The organism is Halioglobus sp. Uisw_031, assembly GCF_047729875.1.
GTDB lineage: Bacteria > Pseudomonadota > Gammaproteobacteria > Pseudomonadales > Halieaceae > Marimicrobium.
Genome location: NZ_CP159826.1, coordinates 1,230,909 through 1,252,470, shown reverse-complemented (window position 1 = coordinate 1,252,470; position 21,562 = coordinate 1,230,909). Strand labels below are relative to the sequence as shown.

The window sequence follows — 21,562 nt, the reverse complement described above, 5'->3', positions numbered from 1 at the left end:
TAGCTTAATAAATCGTTTTCATCCCGGAGCATCAATATGTTCACTACGCTTTCCGCAAAGACGCTGGCAAAACACCTCTTAATTTTCTTTTCAGTATCCCTTCTCTGGTCTTGCTCTAGTGGTGGCAACGACGATAACCCGTTTGAAATAGGTCCCGTAGATCCGGTAGATCCGGTAGATTCCGATTTCCCTGAGTATGTTTTAGTGTCTCTAGAGCCCGGTGCTGACCTGGAAACTCGGGCATTGAGTGCTCTTATTACCGCTGAGCCAAACACAGTTGTCCAACTACCTGCTGGCATCTATGATTTTGTAGGGGAATTAAGCTCAAGCGTCGACAACGTCGTGCTGCGCGGGACCGGCATGGACGCTGAGACGGGCACAGTACTGCGCTTCGGTGGTCAGACCACCGGCGCTCAGAGTATTTTGGCCACCGGGGACAACTTCGTGGTTCAAGACCTCGCCATAGAAAACTCACCCGGTGACGCTATCAAGGTCAATGGCGCGAACGGCGTTACTATCCGACGGGTTCGTGTGGAATGGACTAACGGACCCGATGTTGGCAATGGCGCATATGGTTTATATCCAGTTCAAACCCGCAACGTGCTTATCGAAGATTGTGAGGTGCGGGGCGCCAGCGACGCAGGCGTGTATGTGGGCCAATCAGAAAATATTATTGTTAGGCGAAACTACGTCTATGAAAACGTGGCTGGCATAGAAATCGAAAACTCTAAATTTGCCGATGTGTATGAGAATAATACGACTGGCAACACAGCCGGGATTCTAGTGTTCGACCTGCCTGGCCCGCCGATTCAAGGAGGCGAAGCGACTCGCGTATTCAACAATATGATTGTGGATAACAATGAACCAAACTTTGCCCCTGCTGGCAATATCGTTGGCACAGTGCCTTCCGGCATCGGCCTGATGATCATGGCCAACGATGATATTGAAGCGTTTGGTAATACCATCACAGGACACCAGTCGTTTGCGACACTCATCGTTAGCTACTACTTTGTCGATGCGGATGTCAGCAAACCAACCTACGACCCTGTTCCGGAAAAAATCTACATCCATGACAACATCATGAGCAACAACGCCTACGCACCAGAGGGTGATGCCGCGCTGGTCGGAGGAGTTCTTGGCCAGCCTCAAGATCATTTCTACGACAGTTCGGGTGTTGGAACGGATTACGGGTTACTGGTTGAGTTTCCTGATGGTTTAACCGAGAGCCAGGCAATTTGTATCGTAGATAATGGCCCCGAAACCGCCATGGGGCAGTTCAATATTGAGGCGGTATTGGGGGGGCGGTCGGTAGACGATTGGGCCACTTCCACGGACCCTGCATTTTTTGACTGCCGCCATCCGTCGCTTCCACCGATAGTACTCGAACCGCCCGTTGATCCAAATAATTCGGAGACTCCGTCGGTCGATACAGCAGCACTGTGCGGTGCCGAGGGCACAGATGTGAACGTCACCGCGTTTGTTGCCGACTGTCCGAATTTGTCAGATTACCGTCTCTTTGCCGACGCAGCTGACCCGCTTACTGGCCCCAACGGTAACGGGGTTGGATACGATCTGAATACCTCACTATTTTCAGATTACGCAAATAAATATCGCTTCGTCTATGTTCCAGAGGGCGCTGCAGCAGCCTATCGCAATCAGGAGGTGTTTGACTTTCCTGTGGGAACCATTATCGCTAAGACCTTCACTATTCAGGCGGACTTGAGAATTGCCGACAGCAGGCAAAAACTCATTGAGACGCGTCTGCTATTGCGCCGCAAGGATGGCTGGAAAGCACTGCCGTACACTTGGAATCCAAGCAAAACAGACGCAGTGCTGACCCCCACCGGTGGCACACAAAATGTGAACTGGGTCGACATCAGCGGGGCGGCACAGTCCACCGACTACGTCATCCCTAACTCCAACAACTGCGCCAATTGTCATGGCGAGGATGAACTGATCCCGATAGGACCAAAGGCTCGCTCGCTAAACAAAGACTACGCCTATGACAGTAGCTCAGGTAATCAGTTGACCCACTGGGCCGAGGTCGGCATTCTAGCCGGTGTGCCGAGTGATCTGAACACCATTCATACTGTCCCGTTGTGGGACGACACAAGCGCCAGTCTGGACGATCGTGCTAGGGGTTATCTGGACATCAATTGTGCTAGCTGCCACGGTAGTGCCGCCGGCGCTACCAATACCTCGGGTTTATCCCTGGAGTATTGGCGCACATTCGGACGTGAAGTAGGTGAATGTAAGCCACCGGTTGCCGCGGGAGACGGTTCAGGCGGACTCAAATATGCCATCGTTCCGGGGAATGCAGCTGCCTCTATTCTCTACTTCCGCATGAATTCAGACGAACCCGAAATACGTATGCCAGAGTCGGGGCGCAGTGTTATCCACACTGAGGGGGTACAATTAATTGCCGATTGGATCGATGCGATGGAACCTGAACCTTGTTAAAGCAGCTGCATAGCGTCGCTTCGGCAGCAGCGTGATGCCCCTACCGGATTGCTGCTCCGCGCTGCCATCTCTTTCTAGGGTGGCTGAGCCTGTATCGCACGTCGGCTGCTTGGGCGCACTAGAAGTAGCCGTGATGCGGGAGCACGTTGATCTGTGAGAACTAGGTTTTAGTCGAAGCTAAAGAGAGGCGCGGGATCAGTGATTGTGCAACCTCGGCACGTCTAATGGCCGCGAGAAGGCGGTTACGCCTGACTGCGAACAACCACTGCAAGCCCCTTCGGAACGCCAGCGTAAAGCTGATCAACGTTCTAAGATATTAGGAGATGTCAGGAAACAAGACCTTCACGTTAGACACTTGAACAGGCCCTATGACACTCATTTCGCCTTGTCTTTTCCAAAGATAATCGTAGCGGACCCGATGGTCGCCAAAGCCACTCACTGCGGAACTCAATACTGAACTGATACCATCGCAATCAAGCGTGTCGCAATGGTCCCTCAATGTCACCAGTAGTCTTTGAATATGGCCAAACGGTAAGCATTCCTCTTCCGCACGCATAATCATCGGATGTCCGGTCCCAGCCACTTTAGTCCCAAGCAATAACTCTTCATGCAGTTTTTCACCCGGGCGTAGTCCAATAAATTCAATATCAATGTCCCCGCCTACAGGGATAACATGTTTCATATCATGGCCGCTTAGCCTTATCATCCGCCTCGCCAGATCCACAATGCGCACGGGTTCGCCCATATCCAGCACGAACACATCTCCGCCAGTACCCATTGCCCCTGCCTGCAACACCAGCTGTGCCGCCTCTGGAATACTCATGAAGTAACGGGACACCTCAGGGTGGGTCACCGTAAGTGGGCCTCCATCTTCGATCTGCTGTCGAAATAGCGGCACCACAGACCCTGAAGAACCAAGGACGTTACCAAATCGCACCATACAAAACCGGGTTCGCGTATCCTCTTGAGCAAGACCTTGCAGGACCATTTCGGCCAGGCGTTTCGATGCTCCCATGATGTTGGTGGGACGCACCGCTTTGTCCGTCGACACCAGCACAAAAGTCTCGACACCTGCCTTGTGGGCAGCCTCCGCTGCATACCAGGTACCAAAAACATTATTCGCCACACCTTCCGCAATATTGTATTCCACTAACGGCACATGTTTATAAGCAGCAGCGTGATAAACCGTGTGCACCTCAAACGTGCGATAAACACTTTCTAATCGATTCTGGTCCTGCACTGAGCCAAGCAAAGCGATCAACTCCACCTTCAAGCCAAGCTGTTTCATCGTGACGCGTAATTCGCGCTCTATGCGGTAAAGGGCATACTCAGAGTTGTCGAATAGAATGAGTTCCTGTGGGCCTGACGCGACTATTTGACGACACAGCTCGGCGCCAATAGATCCACCTGCGCCTGTCACCAGCACCACCTTGTCAGTTATACAGCGCTCAACTAACTCCGGGTGCGGAGGAACCGGTTCTCTGCCCAGTAAGTCGTCCAGATCAATATCCCGAATCTGGCTGATGCTGGCTTCGCCGGCCAGTAATTCGTTAATCGTTGGCACAGTGCGCACATGGACAGGCAGACCGACCAATGAATTGATTATTTCTTTGCGTCGCTCTGGAGAAGCAGAGGGAATGGCTAGCAACACCTGCGTTACATCATACTGCAAGACTAGCTGCTCTATATCTTCCGGACGCGCGATATGCAGTCCATTGATGACCGAGCGTTGCAAGCGAGGGTTATCATCAACAAATGCTACCGGGTGAAATTGCTCTCCGTGATGCAGACCGTTCAGGAGTTGTCGGCCCGATTGTCCGGCGCCGTAAATAATCACATTTTCAGACACTGAGCGTAATTTCGCCTGATAATATCCACGCGCGACGAGTCTCGTACCGCCGATACCAAGTAATATCAGTAACCAATAGATGAAAGGCGTCGACCGCGGCACATCAGCCCGAGTCAAAAAGACAGTGGCTCCCAGCACAAGCGTGGAATAACTCGCTGCAGTAATAAGGGCCCAGATAGCCTGCTGACCCATGAAACGAATAACGGCCCTGTACAATCCCAGACGCAGAAAAATAACTGCACTGGCGATAATGGTGGCCGCACCACAGGCCCATTCCACTGCGCCCAGTTGGAAATTCGTGTGCCCCCAAGGGACAGCGACTGCTGCCCACATCGCGCCAGCCACATAGGCCATATCGAGGATGAGCAGGAAGGCCTGCTTGATGTTACGAGGGAGCTCTATCGCTTTATGAAGGATATCTCGACAGCCTCGAATAGCGCTGACAAGCCACCGTAACACGAAGATATCAGACAATTGTTGCAAGTTACCCCCGGCTCTACAGGCCACGGTGAAGGTTTACCTCACCGTATTTTGAACACTTTAACGACCTTTGACCTTACGCTAATCTGCCGACCTTCGCCATGCCACAGAGCAAAGGAAAATATGCCAAAATTACTAAAATAATGCTATAACTCGGCCACGCTTGCACCGCCCATGCTAACGGGAATAACCACATCACGTTTATCGCCAGCAGTAGCATGTCGACACTGAGGTGCGAATCCCAATATCGACTCAATCGTTGATACGCATGTAGCCGATGAGGTTGCGTGAAAGCTTGTCCAGTAGACAGGCGCCACACTAGTGTCCAACTCGCATCAGTAATAAACACAGCTAACAGTATCGCCCAACAAAAAGGGTTCAGGTGGCCCTGCAGTGCCCCAAGAAGCGCTATCGCCGCCACTAAAAATCCCGTGGGGACGCTGCCGGCATCTCCCATAAATAATCGCGCGGGGGGACAATTCCAAATGAGAAAACCAGCGTGCGCGGCGGCCAGCAATAGACAGAGCATGGCATAGCTATCACTAGGCCCAGATTTTAAGGAGAGCCATGCGCCAAAACAACAGGCCAGTACTGTTTGCAGTGCGGCGATACCGTCAATGCCATCCATAAAATTGTATAAATTGAGCGACCAGAGCATCACGAGAGCCACTAACAGCCCCACCACTACTCGACTTGCGCCACTGTCGATAAATATTGACTGTAGCAGGGTGTCCGCTACCCACAGACACACCAGACTGTACAAGGCCATGCGCACTCGCACGGACAAGCCTCGCAGATCGTCAATGACGCCCACAATCATCAGCAACAGTGCAGCGACAGCCAGCACAACAAATGATTCGTCCCAGCTGTTGTAGCGCTGCGCTGCCAGTAACAGGCCGGCGATGAACGCCAGCAATACAGCAGTTCCTCCACCATGAGGCGTCGGATACGAATGAGAACTGCGCTCGTTAGGAGTATCAAGGAATCGTCTCACTCGGGCAAACCGTAAGTAGCCTCCGCACAACAAGGCGGACAGCAGAAACGTAGTCACCAGTGCTGTCACGAGTCAGCGTCTCTTGGCGAAATTATGTCTTCGATGACGTGTTCCAGCGTGACCCGAGGCCTCCAATCGGTATCCGCTAAAACGGCCGCATTGCTATACAGTTCGGTGCCAAACAGCTTCTCGTAGGTAGACCCACTTTGCTGTCCAGAAGTCATATCCAGCACCTGCGCGCCCAGCCACCAGGCCCAGTGCGGAAGCCAACCAGCACCCCTGCCCTTGCCACTCGCTTTTCGCATCAGGTCGTAAATGACCTGCGTGCTGTAGCTTTGCGCATCGCACGCTATCCACAGGTGCACTCCCACGGGTGGGCGTTGTGCTATCACACACAGTAAAGCGACCAAATCCTCCACTGCGATCATGGAGCGGGCGCCTCGGTTTGGAGGCCTCGGCAAACCCCAACGTATACCGCGGGAAAATGCCTGCAAATTGCCTTTGACATCAGGCCCGTAAACCAAAGCCGGACGCAAGATCACCACAGACATCTCATCGTCCGCAAATGCCTGCTGCAAAGCACGTTCCGCATGCCACTTGGATAGCCCATAAGGATCACTGGGTACAGCACACTCACTTTCTGAACGCAGGTGAAGAGATGCGGGCGAGCCCATCGCCTTTACACTGCTAAGGAATATAAAACACCTGACGCCGGCCGCTGACGCTAATTTTGCAAGACGCTCCGTTGCACGATAATTCAACACTTCGTACGCTGACTCTGGCGCCTGCTGATGAGCAATGCCAGCTAAATGAAAAAATACATCCACCCCGCACAGTAAATCCTCACTAGGGTCATTCACCGTAAAGTCCAGTGCCAAGGTCGGCTCACCATTACCCAACACATCGCCACGCCTGCTCAGCGCAATAACGACATTGCCTCGAGCTTCGAGTTGCTGGCAAAGCTTACGACCGATAAAACCGGTGGCACCACTGACAATGCATTTCACGATATTGGGTCACTATGGTGAAGAAGGGGGCATAGCCCCCAATAATACGGATGCGGTTGGCTTATTCCAGTGTTATTACACTGCGGTTCATGTCGAGCGTGGACTTTCCGATTCCCTTCACATCTGCGAGTTCGTCGACAGATTCAAAGGGACCATAGGACTCACGGTAGCGTACAATCTCCATCGCGCGGGCTTCGCCGACTCCCTTGAGATTTGCTGCCAGCACCTGAGCACCAGCGGTATTGATATTGACCGAGGTGACTGCTGGCGAAACATTCAAACTTTGCTCTTGCGCAAGCACTGACGGACTGCCCGTCAATAGCCCAACGACCAGTACTAACATGAGAAACGAGGCGACGATTGCGCCCCAGAAATCCGTCCAACGTATATTCCTTGCCGCCATGGCAGCTCGGGTATTGGCTTGTATCCATAGGGAATTGATCATAATGAAATCTCCATTTAGGTAAACTGCTTCCATGCAGGCATCCGCACTACCAAAATGTTAGCACTTATTGGGAGTGGCGGAGCTTACGAGACTGCATATGATCTTACGGCGTAAAACCCAGCTGATGATGGACACGTTCAAGTGCTGCCAAAGGATCCTCCGCCGCTGTTATAGATCGGCCAATGACCAGGTAATCGGCCCCCATAGCCAAGGCATCTGAGGGTGTAACGACGCGACGCTGATCTGCACCATCATCGCCGGTCATACGAATACCCGGGGTAACCAGGCAAAATGCATTTCCTCGCGCCTGGCGCACTACCGACGCCTCCAACGCCGAGCACACTACACCGTCCAATCCACTTTCGGCGGCAAGACCCGCCATGCGCAAAACACGATCTTGTGCAGTTTCGCTATAACCCAGTTCCAACAAGTCCGCATCGGACATACTGGTTAGAACCGTCACGCCAATCAACAAAGGGCGCTGGGAAAAGGCTGCGACCGCCTCACCTGCGGCAGCCATCATTCTGCGGCCACCCGAGGCATGTACGTTTACCATCCAGACACCCAATTCCGCCGCCGCCCGAACCGCGCCGGCCACAGTGTTTGGGATGTCATGGAACTTTAGGTCCAGAAATACCTCGAAACCAAGATTCTGCAGTTCTTCAACCAATGCAGGCCCACTACTGGTGAACAACTCCTTACCGACTTTTAGCCGACACAGCTTTGGCGAGAGGCGCCGTGCTAAATCCAGCGCGGTAGACGCCAGAGAATAATCCAGAGCGACAATGACAGGTCCTGTCACGAGACAAATCGCGAAGAGACTTCATCTTGCAGTTTGCTGATCTCCACTTTGGCCTTTTCCAGCTGCCGTCTCGCCGATCTCAACGATGCGCGCGTTCGCAGCAGAATCACAAACGAGATAAGCATACCCAGAAGCCCACCCAATGCGAATGCAACCAGAATCCACAAAGCCAAACTTTGTGCTCCGAAGCTATAGACCAAGAGATCGAGAGGTACCTGCACCTCATTTTGCAGCGCGAATAACACGCTGATCACAAGCATGGCCAGTACAATTAAAACAGTCAACAGTTTGCGCAGTGGCTTCATTGAATCACCCAGATCACTAAACAACATCTAAAAAACATCTAAAAAAAACGGTACGACCTCTCGATCATACCGCCTGATTGTCGCAGAACAAGTCTAACACTCGGATTGCAGGCCTATATTCACCCGCTCACGCAGTTCCTTGCCCGGCTTGAAATGAGGTACGTACTTACCAGGGAGCTCAACAGCATCACCTGTCTTAGGGTTGCGGCCGCGACGAGGCTCGCGAAAGTGCAGCGAAAAACTACCGAAACCACGGATTTCAATACGTTCGCCATCAGACAACGCTTGCGACATGTGTTCCAGAACGGTCTTTACCGCCAGTTCCACATCCTTGGAAGATAACTGGCTCTGTCGGGACAAGATTGCCTCGATCAGCTCACTTTTAGTCATTCAGCCCCCTAGCGAGGTGTTCTTATGGGTTGTGCTCAAAGAATGGGTATTGTGTACCCTCCGATAATTTTTCGCAAGTCCTTATTTTATAACGAAAAAGTGGATTTAATAGGCCCTCATTCTCTCTCTCATCTGGCCCCAACAAAAAAGGGCCCATCAAAGATGGGCCCTTTTAGGGAAGTGAACCGAGGCTCAGTCGTGGGGCTATTTGTCGGTCATCTGCGCCTTGATAAGGTCACCGATTGTACCTGGTGAAGCTGTCTCACTCTCAGTGTCCTTGAGAGACTTCACTGCCTCCTTCTCATCGTCAAAGTCCTTGGCCTTAATGGACAGGGCAAGAGCACGTGTCTTACGATCAACCGAGGTGATCTTAGCTTCAACAGAATCGCCAACCTTGAAGGAATTGCGGGCATCTTCAACCTTTTCGCGACTGATGTCGGCGGCTTTTAGAATACCTTCAACTTCTTCCGCCAGCTTGATCGTCACCGACTTGGCATCGACTTCGACAACTTCTCCAGTAACGATGGCACCACGATCATTTTCGGCAACATAGTTACTGAAGGGATCATCTTCCAACTGCTTGACGCCAAGGGAAATACGCTCCCGCTCAGAATCGATTGACAGGATAACCGTCTCAATCTCGTCACCCTTCTTATAGTTGCGAACGGCCTCTTCACCCGTTTCATTCCAACTGATATCGGACAAGTGCACCAGGCCGTCAATATTGCCTTCCAATCCGATAAAGATACCAAAGTCAGTGATCGACTTGATATTGCCGGAGATTTTGGCGCCCTTAGTATATTGTGATGCGAAAGCATCCCACGGGTTTTGCTGACACTGCTTGATGCCCAGAGAAATACGACGACGCTCTTCATCAATATCGAGCACCAGCACCTCTAACTCATCGCCCAAATTGACAATTTTGGAAGGGTGAACATTCTTGTTAGTCCAGTCCATTTCAGACACATGCACCAGCCCTTCAACACCCTCTTCCAACTCTGCAAAACAGCCGTAGTCAGTGAGGTTGGTGATTTTAGCCATCACACGAGTGCCTTCAGGATAGCGTCCTGTGATTTCCAACCATGGATCTTCACCGAGCTGTTTCAGACCCAGTGATACGCGGTTTCGCTCTCGATCAAACTTGAGAATCTTGACATCAATTTCTTGAGCCACTTCCACGATTTCGGAGGGGTGTTTGATACGCTTCCACGCCATATCGGTAATGTGAAGCAAGCCATCAACACCGCCTAGATCTACAAATGCACCGTAGTCAGTCAGGTTCTTCACGATACCCTTAACAGACATACCTTCCTGCAGAGACTCCAGCAGTGCATCGCGCTCAACGCTATTAGCCGCTTCCATAACAGCGCGGCGTGACACCACTACGTTGTTACGCTTCTGATCCAGCTTTATAACCTTGAATTCCAGCTCCTTTCCTTCCAGATGCGCAGTTTCGCGAACTGGACGTACATCCACCAAAGAACCCGGCAGGAAAGCCCGAATAGTATTGATGTCGACGGTAAAACCGCCTTTGACCTTGCCGTTGATAATGCCGACGACTACGGCGTTGGCTTCGTGTGCTGCTTCGAGGTCTTTCCAGGATTCGGCACGCTTGGCCTTTTCGCGGGACAGTTTGGTTTCACCAAAACCGTCTTCCACCGCCTCCAGGGCTACCTGTACTTCGTCGCCGATACTGAGGCTACACTTGCCGTTGGCATCAAGGAACTCGTCACGAGAGATAACACCTTCGGATTTTAAACCCGCATGTACGGTGACCCACTCGTTATCGATATCAATAATAACCCCGGTGACAATCGAACCGGGTTTCATATCGACGGTTTTTAGACTTTCTTCAAATAGTTCCGCGAAGGAATCGCTCATTACACAGTACCTGTTTAAATTGATCGAGCCAGTTGCCTGTCTCTACCGCGCCTCCAGTCGACACGGGTCATCCAATAAAATCTGCATTCCCCACTCTAAACTGGAGTGCGCGGGCAAAGCAGCGTTAAATGCCATTTACGCAAGAGGTTCTAGGTGCCCAAGGCCGCTAGCTAAAACCCTTGCTTTTCGCCTCGTGCATTACGCGCTCAAACACATCTGTGATGGGAGAGGCGCTGCTGTCGATAACAATGGCGTCTTCTGCGGGAGCCAGGGGGGAGACTTCGCGGCTTCTGTCACGCGCATCTCGCTCCTCTATATCCTCTAGAAGGCGCGGCAGACTAACACTTTCCCCCTTTGCAATCAACTGAGCATAGCGGCGCGCGGCGCGTTCTGACACACTGGCCGTCAGGAAGAATTTAAGCGGTGCATCGTGAAATACCACTGTGCCCATATCGCGCCCATCTGCCACTAGGCCAGGCGATCGCTGCAACTCCCGCTGACGCTGCAGCAGGGCCTCACGCACTGCGGGAATAGCCGCCACCTTGGATGCTCCGCGGCCCCCCTCTTCCGTACGAATAGCTGAGCTGACATCTAACCCCCTATAGGCGACCAGAATTTCGCCATTTTTAGCCGTAGAGAAAGAAACCTCCAGATGCCTGGCTATTTCAGCAACAGCCGGATGGTCACCCCAACTCACACCTTCAATCAGGCAAGCCTGCCCCGTCACACGATACAGTGCGCCACTGTCTAACAAATGCCATCCAAGGTGCTCTGCAAGCATATGGCTAATAGTGCCCTTGCCGGCCCCGGAAGGCCCATCAACTGTAATCACCGGAACGACGGTCACCATGCCTAACTCGCCTCAGCTTGTATCTGCAATCCCAGACTTCGAGCCAGAGAGTCGAAGCCAGGGAACGACGTCGCCACATGATCGCAATCGAGTACGGTAATTTCGTCTTCAGCACGCAGGGCAGCAATGGCAAATGACATCGCAATACGGTGATCATGGTAGGTTTTGATCACACCACCGCCGAAGGTGCCACCCTCTATAATGATGCCGTCTTCCAGCACTTCATTGATGATCCCCAGAGTACTAAGACCCTCTGCCATAGCGGCAATACGGTCGCTTTCCTTGACCCGCAACTCTTCAGCACCCCTTAATACGGTGCGCCCAGTTGCGCAAGCTGCGGCAACAAACAATACAGGAAACTCGTCTATCGCCAATGGCACCTGATCTAAGGGTATCTCGATACCCCTTAGCGCAGCTGATCGCACGCGAATATCCGCAACGGGCTCCCCTCCCACCTCGCTGTGATTTTGGAGAGTGATATTCGCTCCCATCAACTGCAGAATATTGATGACGCCGATACGGGTAGGGTTAATACCCACATGGGTCAGAATAAGGTCTGAATCAGGCGCAATGCTTGCCGCCACCAGAAAAAAAGCCGCAGAGGAGATGTCTGCAGGCACATCGATATCGCAAGCCTGGAGACTGCCACCTCCTTGCAGTGAAATCACACCTTTAACGGACCGCACCGGGTAACCAAATCCACGCAGCATGCGCTCGGTGTGGTCGCGAGAGGGGCCAGGCTCTGCAACGGAAGTACAGCCTTCACTGTAGAGGCCCGCCAATAACACACAGGATTTGACCTGAGCGCTAGCCATGGGCAGTTCATAGTGAATACTGCGCAGTTTTTGCCCTCCGCGAATTGACAGTGGGGGTCTGCCGCCCTGGGCGGACTGAATACTCGCGCCCATCATTGTAAGAGGGTCGATGACTCGACCCATGGGGCGACTGCAGAGCGAGGCGTCCCCTGTCAGTTCGGCATCGAAGGTCTGTCCCGCTAAAAGACCACATATTAGACGCATACCGGTCCCGGCATTACCCAAATCCAGAGCGTCGGCAGGCGCAGTCAGGCCGTGAAGTCCAACGCCATGGACGGTGACATTACCGTGCTCAGGACCCTCAATGTGGACTCCCATGGCACGAAACGCCGCCAACGTTGCCAGCGCATCCTCTCCCTCGAGAAATCCCTTAACCCGTGTGGTTCCGTTGGCTAAAGCACCTAGCATAATAGAACGGTGGGAGATCGATTTATCCCCTGGAACCCTTGCCTCCCCGCTCATTGCGCCACCGGGCAGTATCTTGAATTGCATAAGTTTTGGGCGCCTTAGGGAAGTTTTGGCTGAATCCGCTGAGCCAATAGGGTCGCGAACTCGTCTCGGGCCTGCTTGGCTCGATCAAAAGTGTTGAATAATTCGTGCGCGTTCTCATCCTGCACGGCTTCACGTAACCGAGCGAGATGATCGCTGAACAAATCAATAGAATTGAGTAACGCGGATTTGTTAGCAATAGCGATATCGCGCCACATAATGGGGTCGCTCGATGCAATGCGAGTAAAGTCTCGAAAGCCACCGGCGGCACAGCGAAAAATATCCTCGCTATTATCAGCTGACGCCAATGCATCGACCAAAGTATAGGCCAGCACATGTGGCAGATGGCTGGTCGATGCCAGCACTGCATCATGCTGCTCCACCGTCATATCAACCACTTCAGCACCGGCACTGCGCCACATTGCACGCACCAGTTCCACTGCCGCCGGATCATTGGCGGCATCGGGCGTGAGGATCACGCGGTGATCAACAAACAAGTCGGCTTTTGAGGCGTTCACTCCACTGTACTGTGAACCTGCTATGGGGTGTCCCAATACGAGTTGCGGCGGCATTGCTCCGGCAACTGCAATCGCGGCAGTGCGTAAATTGCCTTTGACGCTGGCCACATCGGTAATCACTGGGCCGCCAGACCGACCTGACAACCGGGGCAAGATTTTCTCCAGCATCTGCACTGTCGTCAGTGTCGGCGTACAGATCACAATGATATCCGCTCGTTCAATCGCTTCGTCAAGATCAAGCGTGAATTCGTCTATGACACCCAGTTCCACCCCGCGCTGCAAAGAAGCCTCTCGGTGTCCGTAGCCAATAAAACGTTGGCTGAAACCACTGCTGCGCAACGCCCTCGCAAGCGACCCGCCGATAAGACCGAGACCAACAATCACCACATTGTCAGAAGCGTAAGTCACACCACACCTACAACAACGCCTGGGGATAAGATCCCAGGGGTTTCAACAAAATGGATTGCTCTTCCAACTCCGCAACAATGGCAGCGACTTTCTCGTCCTGTAAATGGCCCTCAAACTCAATAAAAAATACGTAGGCCCATTTCTCAGTGCGGGAAGGTCGGGTGTCGATACGGGTCAGGTTGACCCCGCCTCGCCTGAACGGTTCCAGCAGTGTAAACAGAGCACCCGGCTTATTACGACTAGAGACGATAATCGAAGTTTTGTCTCGACCACTCGGCGGGACATCTTCTCGTCCAATAATTAAAAATCGCGTGGTGTTGTTTGTATAATCTTCAATGTGCGTCGCCAACTTATCTAACTGATAAAGCTCTGCCGCCATATCTCCAGCCACTGCAGCCACGCCCTGACATTCAGACGCCATCCGGGCCGCCTCTCCGTTACTGCTAACCGCTTCGCGCTCGACATGCGGCCAATACTTGTCCAACCAATGGCGGCACTGCGCAAGAGCCTGCTGGTGTGCGCAGATGCGAGTGATACTGGCCTCCAAGGTGTTCGGGGCCACCAGTAGATGGTGCCCGATACGCATTTCCACTTCACCCGAAATCTTCAAAGATGAATCCATGAAGTTATCCAGTGTATGGCTCACCATTCCTTCGGTTGAATTCTCCACCGGTACCACACCGTAGTGACACTCCCCGGACTCAACCTGCAAGAATACGGCGTCAATCGTGGTTTGCGGCACGCAGACGCCGGCATGACCAAAGTGCTTAATGGTCGCACCCTGAGTAAAAGTGCCCTGAGGCCCCAGGTAAGCAACTTGCAGCGGCTTTTCAAGTGCGAGGCAGGCCGACATAATTTCACGAAAAATATGCACGACACTGGCGGCATCAAGCGGACCAGCATTGCGCTTAAGAATGCGCTCCAATACCTGAGCCTCGCGCTCCGGTCTGTAATACACCACCTCGGCCTGGGCCTCACCGCGTTCGTGCGCCGCTGCCACCTCGCTCATTTTGATCTCGGCGACACGCTGTGCGCACTGGGCCCGGCGATTAATCAACGCCTGAATATCCTGGTCAATGGCGTCTATAGCTGCCCTGACCTGGTCTAGATCTCTGGTATCTGTCATAAGCAGAAAATCAACCGTTACGTTGTTCGAAGTCCAGCATAAACGCTATCAGCGCATCCACCGCTGCCTCACTCACCGCATTGTAGAGACTAGCGCGCATGCCTCCTACTGACCGGTGGCCCTTGAGATTCAATAGGCCCGCTGACTCCGATTCCGTCAGAAATTGTTTATCCAGCGCAGCATCCGCCAGAGTGAAGGTGACATTCATTAAGGAACGACTCGGAAGTTCGACCGGGTTGGCATAGAAATCACTATTATCGATTGCTGCATAGAGTTTTTGCGCCTTGCGACGATTGATCGTCTCAATGCCTAAGAGCCCACCCTGCTCCACCAGCCAATCGAAAACCAATGCCGCCAGATACAAGGCGAACGTCGGTGGCGTGTTATACATAGACTCATTATCTGCAGCCAACTGCCAGTTAAGCATGGCGGGGCACATGGCATTAGCCCTACCCAATAAATCACGACGCACAATGACCAAAGTGAGACCAGAAGGGCCGATATTTTTCTGGGCACCCGCATAAATAACGCCAAAATCTTCCACCCGTGTCGGCCGCGACAAAATGGTAGAGGACATGTCCGCCACTAGTGGCACTTCCACCTGCGGCGTCCAGAAATACTCTACACCACCAATGGTTTCGTTCGGGGTGTAATGCAGGTAGGCTGCGTCATTGCCCAATTGCCACTGAGCTTGAGGTGGGATCGTACTAAAATTGGTGTCCTGCGAACTGGCAACAACGTTCACCTCACAGTAGCGCCGACCTTCCTCTATCGCCTTTTTGGACCACTGCCCCGTATTAACATAATCCGCGCTGAGTTTGTCGCCAAGCAAGTTAAGTGGCACAGAACCAAACTGTGTGCTGGCACCCCCTTGTAAAAACAACACTGCGTAATCGTCAGAAATACCCAGCAAGCTTCGCAGCGTTTGCTCTGCGTGATTCACCACTCCTACCACTTCGGGGCTTCGATGGCTCATTTCCATCAAGGATAAACCCTTGCCATGCCACTCCAGCATGTCATTGCGGGCAATTTCGAGTACCGACTCCGGCAAAGCGGCCGGTCCGGCACAAAAGTTATAACAACGGGACATTTTACTTACTTCCTCACATCTTGAAGACACATTGTATTAATCAGCAGCGCCGTCTTCTATTTCGTCTTCGCTGTTTTCTAAGATTAAGTCTGCATCAGGCTCATCGATACGTTGCACCCCTACCAGGCTCTCTCCGTCCTTGGTGCGAATAACTCGCACACCTTGCGTATTACGCCCCAGAATTGAAACTTCATCACTGCGAGTCCTCACAAGAGTCCCCTGGTTGGAAATCAGCATGAGTTCGTCACCGTCGAACACTTGAACGGCACCCACCATTTTACCATTGCGATCGCTGGTCGACATCGCGATCAACCCCTTGCCGCCGCGACCCTTGGTCGGAAAGCCCTCGATTTGAGTGCGTTTTCCGTAGCCATTTTCACTCACGGACAACACCATACCGTCTGGCTGCGGAATGATAAGAGAAATCATAGTGTACCCTTCTCCCAAGCGAATCCCACGTATCCCGCGCGCGGTGCGACCCATTGATCGCACATCCGTTTCCTTGAATCGTACGGCCTTGCCTTCGCTGCTGAACAGCATGACATCGCAATCACCCTGGGTAATTGCGGTGCCGACCAGCACATCGTCGTCATCCAAGTGCAGGGCTCGCAGACCTACGCTGCGCCTGCGAGCAAAATCTGTGAGAGGCGTCTTCTTCACAGTACCGTTGGCAGTTGCCATGAAAATGTAATGGCCCTCTGCGTATTCCTCAACCGGCAAAATCGAAGTGACACGCTCCCCTGCCTCCAAGGGCAGCAGGTTAACCATAGGACGGCCCCGCGAATTACGACCCGCAAGTGGTATCAGGTAGACCTTCAGCCAGTACACTTTTCCCAGGTTAGAAAAGCACAAAATAGTGGCGTGAGTGCTGGCTATTAATAGGTGCTCAACAAAATCCTCATCCTTGACCGCTAACGCAGCTTTGCCAACGCCACCGCGACGCTGGGCCTGATAATCACTCAAAGGTTGGGTCTTGGCATAACCACCGTGTGAAATGGTGACCACACGGTCCTCTTCTGTAATCAGGTCTTCCACTGTCAGGTCGTGTTGAGATGCAGAGATTACGGTACGACGCTCATCACCAAATTCAGTGACAATTTCTTCTAGCTCTTCACGGATGACTAGCTTGAGGCGTTCGGAATCGGTGAGAATATCGAGAAAATCAGCAATCTCGATTAATCTCTCCTGGTACTCATTCAGCAGCTTTTCATGCTCCAATCCGGTCAGGCGATGTAGACGCAACTCTAGAATGGCTTGAGCCTGTACTGGCGACAGGTGGTATTTCCCATCGTGCATGCCGTATTGGGGTTCCAATTCATCGGGGCGACAAGCGTCGCTGCCGGAGCGCTCCAGCATCCTAGTAACATCACCCGGCTCCCAGGGCTGCGCCAACAGTTTTTCCTTGGCCTCTGCTGAACTAGGGGAAGCCTTGATCATGGCAATAACCGGATCGATATTACACAGCGCAATGGCCAGGCCTTCCAGGATATGGCCACGCTCTCGCGCCTTGCGCAACAGATACACAGTGCGTCGCGTCACGACTTCGCGGCGGTGGCGAATAAACGCTTCGAGTATTTCCTTGAGGTTCAGAATCTTTGGCTGGCCATCAACGAGGGCAACCATATTGATACCAAATACGGATTGCATACTGGTTTGTGCATACAAATTATTGAGCACAACATCGCCGATTTCACCACGCCGCAGCTCTATCACCACCCGCATACCATCCTTATCGGATTCATCACGTAATTCGGTGATGCCTTCTATTTTTTTCTCTTTTACCAATTCCGCAATACGCTCAATCAGACGCGCCTTATTCAACTGGTAAGGCAGCTCGTGGATTAGAATAATATCCTTGCCACGCTTCTCATCATGGGTAACTTCTGCCCGTGCGCGCACATAAATACGTCCACGTCCGGTGCGGTAGGCTTGAATAATACCGGCTCGCCCATTGATAATGCCGGCAGTTGGAAAGTCGGGGCCCGGGATGTGCTCCATTAATTCATCCACTGTCAGGTCCGGATCACGAATCAACGCCAGACAGCCGCTGACCACCTCCGTCAGGTTATGTGGCGGAATATTAGTGGCCATGCCCACAGCGATACCTGACGAACCATTAATCAGCAGGTTGGGGATCCGGGTAGGCATAACGACAGGTATGTGTTCGGTGCCGTCGTAGTTCTCTACAAAGTCGACTGTCTCTTTGTCGAGGTCCGCTAACAGCGAGTGCGCAATCTTGCGCATGCGAATCTCGGTATAACGCATTGCCGCTGCGGAGTCGCCATCTACAGACCCGAAATTGCCCTGGCCATCCACCAGCATGTAGCGCAAAGAGAACGGCTGAGCCATTCTTACGATGGTGTCATACACCGCGGAATCGCCGTGAGGATGGTACTTACCAATAACATCGCCGACCACGCGGGCGGACTTTTTATAGGTCTTATTCCAATCGTTGTTGAGCTCGTTCATGGCGAACAAGACGCGCCGGTGCACCGGCTTCAACCCATCCCGAACGTCTGGCAAGGCCCTACCGACAATCACACTCATCGCGTAATCAAGATAGGACTTCTTCATCTCGTCTTCGATATTGACGGGGACTATTTCTTTGGCTATTTCACCCATGTATAACGACTTCCTAGAGTAACTGCGAACGCGCGTTGAATACAGCATTGGGGCCTTCAGCAAGCACTCTTTGCAGCGAACATTTCACACTGCCAAAGCCCCAAATAATGCACGACATTATACGGGAAGTTGCCCCCTTCCCGCCATGTTTTTGCAGAAAATCAGGCCCGTTTAGCCCGTGTTTGCTCTATTTGTGGTTATACTTTCACAAGGATGCGCCTGTTCCGGCTTCTCCACTGGGCAGGACGGCATTTTCGCGCCAGCACATGCGCCTCAAGAAACAGGAAAAAACCATGACGTTGCAACAAAAAACCGCAGATTTGCTGATTCATCCTGACTGGATAGTGCCGGTGTTGCCTCATGGTGTAGTGCTACCAAATCACAGTATTGCGCTGACGGAGGGTCGCATTTCTGCCCTGCTACCCAGAGCAGAAGCAGAATCTATCGACGCGCGCGAAATACTTGAATTGCCGGGCCAAGCGCTGCTGCCGGGGTTGGTAAACTGCCATGGACATGCTGCGATGAGTCTGTTTCGTGGCTACGCTGACGACCAACCTCTAATGCCTTGGCTGGAGCAGCATATCTGGCCAGCAGAACAGGCACACGTCAGCGAAGCATTTGTAGGGGATGGCACAGAACTGGCCATAGCTGAGATGATACGCTCAGGCACTACAACCTTCAGTGATATGTATTTTTTCCCCGATGTTTGCGCCGCGACCGCCCAAAGGCTGGGTATGCGCTGCCAGATTACTTTTCCAATTTTTGATTTTCCTACTGCCTGGGGTCTGGACGGAGACGACTACATCAGAAAGGGGCTAGCCCTGAGGGACGACTTCAAGCACAGCACTCTGGTGACTGTGGTCTTCGGACCCCACGCCCCCTATACCGTTTGTGAAAGCAACCTGATTAAAATAGCGACTCTCGCCGCCGAGCTGGATTCGCCGATACAGATTCATCTGCACGAGACCGCCGCAGAAGTGCTGCAGGCTATAGAAGAGCATGGGGAACGTCCGCTGAACATGTTACACCGCCTAGGGTTACTCGGCCCTCGAACTCAATGCGTGCACATGACTGATCTTCGCGATAATGAGATAGCCTTGCTGGCAGCAACAGGCGCTCACGTGGTGCACTGCCCACAATCCAATATGAAATTGGCCTCTGGCGCCTGCCGAGTCAGTCATTTGCTAAAGGAAGGCGTGAATGTTGCACTGGGTACGGACAGCGCCGCCAGCAACAACGATCTCAACATGTTCGGGGAAATGCAAACCGCAGCGCTGCTGGCTAAGTTACAATCGGGCGACGCCGGCTCCCTCCCTGCGGCAGATACACTGGCAATGGCGACTATCAATGGCGCTAGAGCATTGGGACTTGAAGATAGCATCGGCAGTCTGGAGATTGGTAAACAGGCCGATCTCATTGCTGTCGATTTGCGTGGCCCCGAAACACAGCCGCTGTATCATCCGCTGTCACAGCTGGTTTATGCCTGCAACGGCAGCCAGGTGACACACAGTTGGATAGGCGGCGAGCCAGTGATGGCACAACGAAAGCTCACCCGAGTTGATCTCGAAACACTGGCAACACGGGTCAACTCATGGCAACACCGAATCAGTCACACTGCGAGTCGACCACAATGATCAAAAACCTCAATGTAGACCCACAGGAAATCGCCAAGTTTGAAGCACTTGCCTCGCGGTGGTGGGACCGCAACAGCGAATTCCGTGCATTACACGATATCAATCCCCTGCGCGCTAACTATATCGACCACCATTCACCGGTCGCGGGTAAATATCTATTAGACGTGGGATGTGGCGGCGGCATCCTAGCGGAAGCCATGGCCCAGCGCGGAGCCATCGTCACGGGTATCGACATGGGTGAGGCGCCACTGTCTGTGGCGAGGCTGCACCAACTAGAGTCAGGTGTCGAGGTCGACTACCGACAATCCACCGCAGAACAACTGGCGGAAACGGTTCCGCAAAGCTATGACATCGTGTGCTGTCTTGAAATGTTGGAGCACGTGCCCGAGCCTGGAGAGGTCATCGCGGCCTGTGCCAGACTGGTAAAACCCGGTGGAGCACTGTATTTCTCAACCCTTAACCGCAATCTAAAGTCGTTCGCTTTTGCCATCGTCGGTGCCGAACACATTTTGCAATTACTCCCAGCGGGCACCCATGAGTATGCTAAATTTATAAAACCTTCAGAGATGGCCAGTTGGATACGTGAAGCCGGCCTCGTCCTACAAGGCATGACAGGGCTTACCTACAATCCACTGTCCAAACGCTATCGACTGGATGAGACGGATGTCAGTGTGAATTACATGGTACGCACTGTGAAACCTGCCTGATGAAAGATCCCCGCTCAGCGTTTCCCCAAAATTTAAAGGCGGTCATTTTTGATTTGGACGGCACCCTGGTCGATACCGCAGACGAATTTGTGCCGGTCGTGCAGGGTCTGCGTGCAGAGCACGGACATGATGCAATGGATCCACAGCGCATCCGCGCCTCAGTTTCCAACGGCGCGCGTGCACTGGTCAGCTTAGGTCTTGACATCAATGAGGATGCACCAGAATTCGAGAGTAAACGCCTACGCCTACTGGAACTCTACAGCCAGGTTGTAGGCACAATGGCTTCGCCCTATCCTGGCATCGAATCCCTACTCGCACGACTGCAAGCTAAGGGCATTGTCTGGGGCATTTCCACCAACAAACCGCGAGCGTATACTGAGCCACTGTTGGCACGGCTCAACATACAACCGCCCCCGGGTAGTGTGGTCTGTCCAGACGACATCACTAATCGCAAACCGCATCCGGAATCACTCTACCGCAATTGTCATGATCTACACTGCGCGCCCCACGAAGCAATCTACATCGGTGATCATTTGCGTGACATTGAGGCGGGACGGCGCGCGGGCATGTATACCATCGCAGCCGCTTACGGCTATATCGAAGAAAACGATGACCCGCAAGGCTGGGGTGCCAATGCCCAGGCACTGTCTAGTCAAGATCTGTTCGAGCTCATTTTGGGAACGCAGTAAC

At 52.8% G+C, this 21,562-nt stretch carries 18 protein-coding genes; 4 read left to right on the top strand and 14 right to left on the bottom strand.

From position 1 onward, the window contains the following. Positions 1-36: 36 nt before the first annotated feature. Complete coding sequence (locus ABXT62_RS05715) at positions 37-2,460, top strand: SO2930 family diheme c-type cytochrome (RefSeq protein ID WP_415357642.1); 2,424 nt, start codon at positions 37-39, stop codon at positions 2,458-2,460. A 316-nt stretch (positions 2,461-2,776) separates the two neighbouring features. Here ABXT62_RS05715 and ABXT62_RS05710 read toward each other — a convergent pair whose 3' ends face one another. From ABXT62_RS05710 to gyrA, 14 genes are all read right to left on the bottom strand, one after another. Further along, positions 2,777-4,792 carry a polysaccharide biosynthesis protein gene (locus ABXT62_RS05710; protein WP_415357641.1) on the bottom strand — a complete coding sequence of 672 codons (2,016 nt, stop codon included), beginning with the start codon at positions 4,790-4,792 and terminating at the stop codon, positions 2,777-2,779. 73 nt (positions 4,793-4,865) lie between these two features. Continuing rightward, positions 4,866-5,852: an MraY family glycosyltransferase gene (locus ABXT62_RS05705; RefSeq protein ID WP_415357640.1), complete on the bottom strand. Its 987-nt coding sequence runs from the start codon at positions 5,850-5,852 to the stop codon at positions 4,866-4,868. After that, complete coding sequence (locus ABXT62_RS05700) at positions 5,849-6,790, bottom strand: NAD-dependent epimerase/dehydratase family protein (RefSeq protein WP_415357639.1); 942 nt, start codon at positions 6,788-6,790, stop codon at positions 5,849-5,851. The genes ABXT62_RS05705 and ABXT62_RS05700 overlap by 4 nt, the downstream gene beginning before the upstream one ends. 61 nt (positions 6,791-6,851) lie before the next feature. Continuing rightward, the gene (locus ABXT62_RS05695) at positions 6,852-7,235 is read right to left on the bottom strand and encodes a ComEA family DNA-binding protein (RefSeq protein ID WP_415357638.1); all 384 of its coding nucleotides are present in this window, start codon (positions 7,233-7,235) and stop codon (positions 6,852-6,854) included. A gap of 103 nt (positions 7,236-7,338) precedes the next feature. Further along, on the bottom strand, positions 7,339-8,037 hold the full coding sequence (gene pyrF, locus ABXT62_RS05690) for an orotidine-5'-phosphate decarboxylase (protein WP_415357637.1): 699 nt from the start codon (positions 8,035-8,037) through the stop codon (positions 7,339-7,341). Beyond that, the gene (locus ABXT62_RS05685) at positions 8,034-8,369 is read right to left on the bottom strand and encodes a LapA family protein (RefSeq protein ID WP_415357636.1); all 336 of its coding nucleotides are present in this window, start codon (positions 8,367-8,369) and stop codon (positions 8,034-8,036) included. Before ABXT62_RS05685 ends, pyrF begins: the two co-directional genes overlap by 4 nt. A 66-nt stretch (positions 8,370-8,435) precedes the next feature. Continuing rightward, on the bottom strand, positions 8,436-8,732 hold the full coding sequence (locus ABXT62_RS05680; protein WP_415357635.1) for an integration host factor subunit beta: 297 nt from the start codon (positions 8,730-8,732) through the stop codon (positions 8,436-8,438). 204 nt (positions 8,733-8,936) lie between these two features. Next, a complete protein-coding gene (rpsA, locus tag ABXT62_RS05675) occupies positions 8,937-10,613 on the bottom strand; it encodes a 30S ribosomal protein S1 (RefSeq protein ID WP_415357634.1) in 1,677 nt (558 codons plus the stop codon). A gap of 166 nt (positions 10,614-10,779) precedes the next feature. Beyond that, positions 10,780-11,463 (bottom strand): (d)CMP kinase, encoded by a 684-nt coding sequence (cmk, locus tag ABXT62_RS05670; RefSeq protein WP_415357633.1) that lies wholly within the window; start codon positions 11,461-11,463, stop codon positions 10,780-10,782. A 2-nt stretch (positions 11,464-11,465) separates the two neighbouring features. Continuing rightward, the gene (gene aroA, locus ABXT62_RS05665) at positions 11,466-12,770 is read right to left on the bottom strand and encodes a 3-phosphoshikimate 1-carboxyvinyltransferase (protein WP_415357632.1); all 1,305 of its coding nucleotides are present in this window, start codon (positions 12,768-12,770) and stop codon (positions 11,466-11,468) included. Between the two features lie 14 nt (positions 12,771-12,784). Beyond that, on the bottom strand, positions 12,785-13,693 hold the full coding sequence (locus tag ABXT62_RS05660; RefSeq protein ID WP_415357631.1) for a prephenate dehydrogenase/arogenate dehydrogenase family protein: 909 nt from the start codon (positions 13,691-13,693) through the stop codon (positions 12,785-12,787). Between the two features lie 7 nt (positions 13,694-13,700). Further along, positions 13,701-14,819: a prephenate dehydratase gene (gene pheA, locus ABXT62_RS05655; protein ID WP_415357630.1), complete on the bottom strand. Its 1,119-nt coding sequence runs from the start codon at positions 14,817-14,819 to the stop codon at positions 13,701-13,703. A 10-nt stretch (positions 14,820-14,829) separates the two neighbouring features. Further along, positions 14,830-15,909, bottom strand: coding sequence for a 3-phosphoserine/phosphohydroxythreonine transaminase (gene serC, locus ABXT62_RS05650; RefSeq protein WP_415357629.1), 1,080 nt, complete (start codon positions 15,907-15,909; stop codon positions 14,830-14,832). Between the two features lie 36 nt (positions 15,910-15,945). Next, positions 15,946-18,531 (bottom strand): DNA gyrase subunit A, encoded by a 2,586-nt coding sequence (gyrA, locus tag ABXT62_RS05645; RefSeq protein ID WP_415357628.1) that lies wholly within the window; start codon positions 18,529-18,531, stop codon positions 15,946-15,948. A 293-nt stretch (positions 18,532-18,824) separates the two neighbouring features. Here gyrA and ABXT62_RS05640 point away from each other — a divergent pair, with 293 nt between their 5' ends. The 3 genes from ABXT62_RS05640 to ABXT62_RS05630 are packed head-to-tail and all read left to right on the top strand — an operon-like array spanning position 18,825 to position 21,561. Continuing rightward, positions 18,825-20,165, top strand: a complete 1,341-nt coding sequence (locus ABXT62_RS05640; RefSeq protein ID WP_415357627.1) for a TRZ/ATZ family hydrolase — start codon at positions 18,825-18,827, stop codon at positions 20,163-20,165. After that, positions 20,162-20,872 (top strand): bifunctional 2-polyprenyl-6-hydroxyphenol methylase/3-demethylubiquinol 3-O-methyltransferase UbiG, encoded by a 711-nt coding sequence (gene ubiG, locus ABXT62_RS05635; RefSeq protein WP_415357626.1) that lies wholly within the window; start codon positions 20,162-20,164, stop codon positions 20,870-20,872. Before ABXT62_RS05640 ends, ubiG begins: the two co-directional genes overlap by 4 nt. Next, positions 20,872-21,561, top strand: a complete 690-nt coding sequence (locus tag ABXT62_RS05630) for an HAD family hydrolase (RefSeq protein ID WP_415357625.1) — start codon at positions 20,872-20,874, stop codon at positions 21,559-21,561. Before ubiG ends, ABXT62_RS05630 begins: the two co-directional genes overlap by 1 nt. The last annotated feature ends 1 nt before the right edge of the window (position 21,562 follow it).

What these genes read in the sequence shown, in the direction of transcription:
- ABXT62_RS05715 (WP_415357642.1), top strand. Translation starts at nt 37, where the DNA reads ATGTTCACTACGCTTTCCGCAAAGACGCTGGCAAAACACCTCTTAATT.
- ABXT62_RS05695 (WP_415357638.1), bottom strand. Translation starts at nt 7,235, where the DNA reads ATGATCAATTCCCTATGGATACAAGCCAATACCCGAGCTGCCATGGCG.
- ABXT62_RS05685 (WP_415357636.1), bottom strand. Translation starts at nt 8,369, where the DNA reads ATGTTGTTTAGTGATCTGGGTGATTCAATGAAGCCACTGCGCAAACTG.
- ABXT62_RS05680 (WP_415357635.1), bottom strand. Translation starts at nt 8,732, where the DNA reads ATGACTAAAAGTGAGCTGATCGAGGCAATCTTGTCCCGACAGAGCCAG.
- rpsA (WP_415357634.1), bottom strand. Translation starts at nt 10,613, where the DNA reads ATGAGCGATTCCTTCGCGGAACTATTTGAAGAAAGTCTAAAAACCGTC.
- cmk (WP_415357633.1), bottom strand. Translation starts at nt 11,463, where the DNA reads ATGGTGACCGTCGTTCCGGTGATTACAGTTGATGGGCCTTCCGGGGCC.
- aroA (WP_415357632.1), bottom strand. Translation starts at nt 12,770, where the DNA reads ATGCAATTCAAGATACTGCCCGGTGGCGCAATGAGCGGGGAGGCAAGG.
- pheA (WP_415357630.1), bottom strand. Translation starts at nt 14,819, where the DNA reads ATGACAGATACCAGAGATCTAGACCAGGTCAGGGCAGCTATAGACGCC.
- serC (WP_415357629.1), bottom strand. Translation starts at nt 15,909, where the DNA reads ATGTCCCGTTGTTATAACTTTTGTGCCGGACCGGCCGCTTTGCCGGAG.
- gyrA (WP_415357628.1), bottom strand. Translation starts at nt 18,531, where the DNA reads ATGGGTGAAATAGCCAAAGAAATAGTCCCCGTCAATATCGAAGACGAG.
- ABXT62_RS05640 (WP_415357627.1), top strand. Translation starts at nt 18,825, where the DNA reads ATGACGTTGCAACAAAAAACCGCAGATTTGCTGATTCATCCTGACTGG.
- ubiG (WP_415357626.1), top strand. Translation starts at nt 20,162, where the DNA reads ATGATCAAAAACCTCAATGTAGACCCACAGGAAATCGCCAAGTTTGAA.
- ABXT62_RS05630 (WP_415357625.1), top strand. Translation starts at nt 20,872, where the DNA reads ATGAAAGATCCCCGCTCAGCGTTTCCCCAAAATTTAAAGGCGGTCATT.